This window comes from Wolbachia endosymbiont of Atemnus politus (genome assembly GCF_013309895.1).
Window position 1 is genome coordinate 1 of the sequence record NZ_JAAXCS010000077.1, and the last position, 6550, is coordinate 6550.

General features: G+C 36.5%; 5 protein-coding genes and 1 tRNA gene. 3 read left to right on the forward strand and 3 right to left on the reverse strand.

Annotation, left to right across the window (positions count from 1 at the left end; genetic code table 11):
• Positions 1–262: 262 nt before the first annotated feature.
• Entirely contained in the window at positions 263–862 is a 600-nt protein-coding gene (gene petA, locus HET73_RS05355) for a ubiquinol-cytochrome c reductase iron-sulfur subunit (RefSeq protein WP_174133128.1), read from the reverse strand.
• 97 nt (positions 863–959) lie between these two features.
• A complete protein-coding gene (gyrA, locus tag HET73_RS05360; protein WP_174133129.1) occupies positions 960–3662 on the reverse strand; it encodes a DNA gyrase subunit A in 2703 nt (900 codons plus the stop codon).
• 130 nt (positions 3663–3792) lie between these two features.
• Between gyrA and HET73_RS05365 the strand changes: the two genes are divergently transcribed.
• Positions 3793–3865, forward strand: a tRNA-Val gene (locus HET73_RS05365).
• Positions 3866–4470: 605 nt separating this feature from the next.
• Here the strand turns inward: HET73_RS05365 and HET73_RS05370 are convergent.
• Positions 4471–5547: a class I SAM-dependent methyltransferase gene (locus tag HET73_RS05370; RefSeq protein WP_174133382.1), complete on the reverse strand. Its 1077-nt coding sequence runs from the start codon at positions 5545–5547 to the stop codon at positions 4471–4473.
• Between the two features lie 96 nt (positions 5548–5643).
• Between HET73_RS05370 and HET73_RS05375 the strand changes: the two genes are divergently transcribed.
• Both HET73_RS05375 and HET73_RS05380 read left to right on the forward strand, forming a co-directional pair.
• On the forward strand, positions 5644–6006 hold the full coding sequence (locus tag HET73_RS05375) for a hypothetical protein (protein ID WP_174133384.1): 363 nt from the start codon (positions 5644–5646) through the stop codon (positions 6004–6006).
• The gene (locus HET73_RS05380; RefSeq protein WP_174133383.1) at positions 6007–6279 is read left to right on the forward strand and encodes a DUF2610 domain-containing protein; all 273 of its coding nucleotides are present in this window, start codon (positions 6007–6009) and stop codon (positions 6277–6279) included.
• Positions 6280–6550 lie beyond the last annotated feature (271 nt).

A 6550-nucleotide genomic window follows, 5' to 3' on the forward strand; every position in this document is an offset into this window, starting at 1 on the left:
AGCTTATATAGGTAAAAACCCAGAAAATTTACAAAGACATAAGGTGCACATAGTGCAAAAAATTAAACATGATACGCCAAATACCCTAAGTTTTTTGTCGTTAACCTGCACAGATTGCGAAGATAAATAAAATAGCTTCATTATCATTGTAAGAGAGTTGGCAGGGGTTGTCAAGGGGTTTTTTGTATTGTGCCTTTTACAAGGTTTAGTTTGTTTAATTAAATAAGAACCAGAGCTATATTAGCTCAAAGACAGTTGTTAATTAAGCCTTTTTACCAATTACCACAACATTTTCACTTGGAAAAAAGTAATCAGGTATAGCCATATTTTTTGGTGCAGGCCCCCCAATTACTCGACCTGATGTATCATAATATGAGCCATGGCAAGGGCAGAACCAACCGTTGCCATCTTTTGTAGCGTGATCAACCGGTACACACCCAAGATGGGTACATATTCCTATCATAATCAACCATTCATCTTTTCCTTTGTATACTCTTTGCTCATCTGACTCAGGATCTCTTAAGCTTTCTGTATTTACAGCTCTTGCAGCCTCAATTTCTTGCTTTGTACGTCTGCGAATAAATACTGGCTTGCCTTGCCATTTTACTTTTTTTTCTTGTCCTTCTTGAATATCAGATAAATTAACTTCAACTGTAGACATTGCTAAAGCCTCAGCGGAAGGGTTCATAGACTTAACCAGTGGCCAAAGGCCACTTGCAGCTCCTATTCCCGCCATAGCGCATGTAGTCAATGTTATAAAATCTCTCCTGCTCTTATTTTTAGTAAGATCTTCAACAGGAAGTGTTTTTTTACCCTCTTTGTCTACTGGTGGTTTTTTATTTTTAGTTAATTTCTTATCCATCAATCTCTACTAAGCCGCAGGCATATATTTTAACTTAAATACTGTAGGTTAATCAACAAAAACTTGCACTTTTGCTTTTAACTATACATTACTACAGTTAAGAGGAAATGGAGTTCTCAACCTCAGGCATATTCTCTTCAGCGGAGCCAGGATCCTCAATTTTTGCTGCTGATACTACTTTTTCTCTACTCTCTGTTTTAAATAGAGTAACCCCCTGAGTACTGCGTCCTGCAATTCTAATATCATCCACTGAAATTCGAATTAACTTTCCTTTATCTGTAATGAGCATTATATTGTCACTCTGCTCAACCGGAAAACTGGCAACAACATTACCGTTTCTGCTAGTAGTAAGAATATTGGTAATACCAACACCACCTCTATTGGTTACCCTGTACTCATATGCAGAAGTTCTTTTACCAAAGCCGTTTTCGGTAATAGTTAATATAAATTCCTCATTTGCTGTGAGTTTTAAAAATAGTCCGTTATCTATTCCTAAATCATTCAAAGTCTTTTCTAATCTAGAATCGATGGAGCTACTGATTGCAGCTTCCAGCCTTTTTGCGAGTGGAACTTTTAAGTAAAGTTCTTTTGTTTCTGTTGCGATACCTATGCCATTTAATATGGTCATGGATATCACGCTGTCATTCTTTGCAAGTTTGATACCTCTGACACCATCTGAATTGCGGCTTTTAAATTGACGCACATCGCTTACGACAAATCTGATACTTTTTCCAAGCGTTGTTGAAAGCAAAACGTGATCAATTTCATTGCATACTTTAACTGATATTAATTTATCTCCTTCGTCGAGCTTGATTGCTATTTTTCCATTGCTTGGAATATAGTGGAAATCTGCCAAGGAGTTACGTCTTATGTTTCCATGAGCAGTAGCAAAAACTATGTCTTGATCTTCATCGCTCTCACCTGGCAGCGGCATTATATTGGTGATTGTTTCACCATCAGCAAGAGGAAATATATTGACAAGCGCTCTTCCACGCGCAGTTGGTTCTGCAATGGGCAACTTATAAACTTTTAATCTATAAACTCTGCCAATATTGGAGAAGAATAAAAGACTAGTGTGGGTATTTCCAACAAATAATTTTGTGATTACATCCTCTTCTTTTAACCCTTGTCCTAGCTTTCCTTTTCCGCCACGACGCTGAGTTCTATAGTGAGAGAGCTTCACGCGCTTGATATAACCATTCATAGTTACGGTTACTACCATATCCTCTTGTGGAATGAGATCCTCAGCTTCGATATCTGCATCTGATTCTTCTATTGTAGTTTTTCGCGGTGTAGCAAATCTATTCTTTATTTCTTGTAAATTATTTTTTATTTCTTTCATCAATTTTTCTTCTGAACCAAGAAAAGCGATATATTCTTTTATCAAGTTAAGCATTGAATTTAGTTCAGCTTCTAATTTATCCTTTTCAAGACCTGTTAAACGTTGCAATTTCATGTCAAGAATCGCTTTCGTTTGTAGCTCGGTTAATCTGTACACTCCATCTTTCAAAAAGCTCATGCTATCTGAAATTAATTCAATAATTGTGTTTATTTCAGATGAAGTTTTCCATTCCTTATTCAAAAGCTCTCTGCTTGCTTCCTCAGGATCTTTTGCACCACGGATGATTTTTATCACTTCATCTATGCTCAAGACCGCAATGTAAAGTCCTATATATATATGAGCTTTTTCTCTTGTTTTTCTTAGACGGAATTCGGTTCTTCTGATTAACACTTCTTTTCTAAAATCAACAAAAGCAACTATGATCTCTTTCAATGACATCAAAGCAGGCCTGTTATTATTGAGAACCAAAGTGTTAACACTAAAGCTACTTCTTAGAGGAGTAAGTCCAAGTATTTGATTCAATATAAAATCTGCTTCAGTATTTTTTTTAAGATCAATCACTACCCTAATACCAGATTTATCAGACTCATCTCTAATCTCCGTTATGCCATCAATTCTCTTTTCCTTTACAAGCTCACCTATTTTTTCAATTAATTTTACTTTATTTACTTGATAGGGTATTTCGTCAATAACTATTGCTTGTCTATCTTGTGGTAGATCCTCTATATGAGTTTTACCCTGCATGACAATTGAGCCTCGACCTGTGGCGAATGCTGATCTTATTCCAGACCTGCCAAGAATCGTTCCACCGGTTGGAAAATCCGGTCCAGGTATCACTTCAAGCAGCTCATCTAGAGTAACTTCAGGGTTATCTATGTGTAACATGCAGGCATCGATTATCTCGCCAAGATTATGAGAAGGAATGTTAGTTGCCATACCAACTGCAACGCCACTCGCACCGTTTACCAATAGGTTCGGGAATTCTGCAGGTAGTACAACAGGCTCTGTTTCATTCCCGTCATAATTTGGCCTAAAGTCAACTGTATCTTCATCGATGTCATTCAGTAAAAAGTGCGACACTCTATGGAGCCTTGCTTCTGTATATCGCATCGAAGCTGGTGGATCTCCATCTATCGAACCGAAGTTACCTTGCCCATCAATAAGCGGTAAAAGAAGAGAGAAATCTTGAGCCATTCTGACCAAGGAGTCATAAATAGCCGTATCACCATGTGGGTGATATTTCCCCATTACGTCCCCAACTATACGAGCAGCCTTTTTATACGGCTTACCAGCATCGTACCCAGCTCTTGACATTGCATACAATATGCGTCTATGGACTGGTTTAAATCCATCCCGCACATCAGGTATAGCCCGGCTTATGATCACGCTCATTGCGTAAGAGAGATAGGAATCTTCCAGCTCTTTTACTATTGAGACTGGTACTATATTGTCTTGCATTTTTTATATTTTGATCAAAGTAATTGTAATATTAACATTTAGTTAAGCAAATGGTCAATGAGAAATTAGGCTGCATTAATTCTACTTTTTGTTTGCAATAATAACATTGAGCTATAGAATTACATTAAATGGGCAATTAGCTCAGTTGGTAGAGCATCTCGTTTACACCGAGGAGGTCGGCAGTTCAAATCTGTCATTGCCCATTGCTGTTATTTTCAGCATATCATAATCCAACCATTTTAACCAGTTATACACATCTTTTATATCTAATTACTTGTCCAAGGATTTCCATTAGACCTCTTGCATAACAAACTTTCGCACATTGGACGAAACGAAGAAACCCCTTGACAACCCCCACCAATCTCATTATCATACTACTGAGGGTATTTCTGACTCAAAACTTGTTTTTGATCCGCGCGGATTCAATGACAAAAATTTAGTAAAAAACTTAAGGTATTTATTGGCGGATTATATAAATTATTGGGGCTACATGTCTTTTAAATTTTTTCACGTGCAGCCAAAATCGCGCTTAAACTAAGCGTCAGCACATTATTACAGCGCCAAGTTACAGTATTAAAGGGTCAAAACTCGCACCACGGGGCTTCTTTTGCCTTTTTTTTCATTTGGTAAATTTCTTAATGTTTATAGCTAGAGGTTAATTGCAAAAAGCGGCTAGCGTTTAGAATAAAAAAGCCGGTATTTTAAAGTAAATATAAATACCACATGGATTCTTTTGCTCTTTAGTTTAAGTTATGTAAGAAGTCTAATGTTTGTAGCTAAGGCAATTTAGTGTAAAAGCAACACAAGGCTACAAATGATGAATCAACATTACTTTAAAGAGAGTACCCATGTTTTCAGTCAATCTTAGAAACTCGCTGAAGATCCTATTCTTTTTTTCATCACTTGAGTTTTCCATTAAAGCCTGCGTTCTCTCCTTTATACCAAAAAGATATAAAAATTCCCTTTGAGTTAAAATTTCACAGTCTACATGTTTTAATGAATCCCTTAACGTTTGAAAATTCACAAGTGCGGTAATATCACTATTACCAACATTTTCAAGAAAATTAGCGTACTTGTGTTGTCTTATCGATTGTAGAGTGCTCTTATACGGAGGATATACATAGCCATAGTCTATGATCAAAGCGGCTCCTTTATTATTGTATATCTTCTCCTCGAGTTTTTTTAATATTTCAATTCCAGATGAACATATTTCTACTACTGCACCATCAAAACCCCCTGTCATTCCAGTATCGGAGCATTGGGATCTTTTTTCTAGATTCCGGTGTTGAGCTACTTGGATGCTCTCCTTTTTTTTTCTGGATTCCAGTGTCACGCACTGGAATGACACCTCATTATCCTGCCTTGTCACCCTATTTTCGTACCACTCCTCATTACGATATACAAACTGATCAATCGGAAGAGCGTCAAAGAATTCATTTGCTAAAAAAATAGTTGGCTGCTTTGGTAAATTGTCGATATCTTTGTGCCAATTAATATCTAATCCCTTTAATTTTTCCTTTTGCATCTTCTGTAAAGCAGGACTTATTTCAACTAGGTGAATGGCCATTGAGTTAAAAAAGCTGCTGTATTTTTTAGTGACTCTTACTATATCGTGAATGAGTGTTCCTTTACCTGGCCCAAGTTCAACCAGAGAAAATTTTGCTGGCTTTCCTAATTTTTCCCATGTATGCATTACCCAAACTGCAATTATTTCACCAAATAATTGGCTGATTTCAGGTGCTGTGATAAAATCACCACCCTTGCCAAGTGGCAATTTGCTCATGTAATAGCCGTGCTTTTTATGGTATAGAGCGGCATTCATGAAGCTACTTATAGATATTGATCCTTGGCTTTTAGCAATTAATTCGTGTATGTAAGAGAGCATATTATTAATAAATGCTTAACCGTAATACGTCATAATATAAAGTAGTAGAGTATTTATATGTATAGTATAAACTTAAGAAATAATAGTGCTTCAATTATGGACGATCAAGACACCAATCAAATTACCCTTATGGACCCAGACGATAATATTGAGTGTAAACTTGAGGAGTTTGTAGAGAATAAGGTTATAAGCGCTGATGGGTTAACTTTAGCGGAGGTATTTCAAGCTCTAGTTCAAATGCTAAATGGTAATCTAGAATTGGTAAAAAAAGTGTTAGCGTATGCTAATATCATGGTAAAGCATGGAATGAAGGTAGCAAAAGAATCGCAACTAAGCAGAACTGATGTCCTTCGAGCCCTAGGAAGCAAAGAAAATATTGTTAACAGACAAGATTTTATAAAGAAACCACTTCCTACACCCGCTATAAAACTAACCAAAAAGAAAAGTAGAGGTTTTTAGATGGCTGATTCTATAAAAAAATTTACTGTACAATGCAACTTCAGAGGACAAACTTCACCTTTTGCAATATACATAGGAAATCCAAAAGGTGACACTCATCCAATTCACCATCAGGATTCCTGGCTCGTAAAGGAGCGTGGAGGCAATATTCCCAATAAGGTAAAAGCAAGCCTGCAGAAGTTATATAAATTATCTCAAGAAAATGGGATACCTTTTCCAGAGTTATGTGCATATGCCATCACCGTAGTTAATAATAATGATAAAAAAAAGTAACAGCAAAAAGTAGCATCTTCCAGAATCTCTTTTCTATCATCTAAGTCTTACACCAAGGCCATGCAACTTGCAAAAGTTGCATTATCTGCATTTTATCAGCATAATATAGAAGTAATGTAATGCAGATATTATGCCGATAAAATTTATACCAAACTACACAATTACTTCTAAAATCGCTAGCTGCCTTATGAGAATTGAAGCAGCAAAAGAAAAAGTATTACATTTACCATTGACCGTATCAATGCTTTTGTCTCTTCGCGAAACTGCAAGG

Coding starts and splice junctions, on each gene's coding strand:
- petA (WP_174133128.1), bottom strand. CDS start 862: ATGGATAAGAAATTAACTAAAAATAAAAAACCACCAGTAGACAAAGAG.
- gyrA (WP_174133129.1), bottom strand. CDS start 3,662: ATGCAAGACAATATAGTACCAGTCTCAATAGTAAAAGAGCTGGAAGAT.
- HET73_RS05370 (WP_174133382.1), bottom strand. CDS start 5,547: ATGCTCTCTTACATACACGAATTAATTGCTAAAAGCCAAGGATCAATA.
- HET73_RS05375 (WP_174133384.1), top strand. CDS start 5,644: ATGGACGATCAAGACACCAATCAAATTACCCTTATGGACCCAGACGAT.
- HET73_RS05380 (WP_174133383.1), top strand. CDS start 6,007: ATGGCTGATTCTATAAAAAAATTTACTGTACAATGCAACTTCAGAGGA.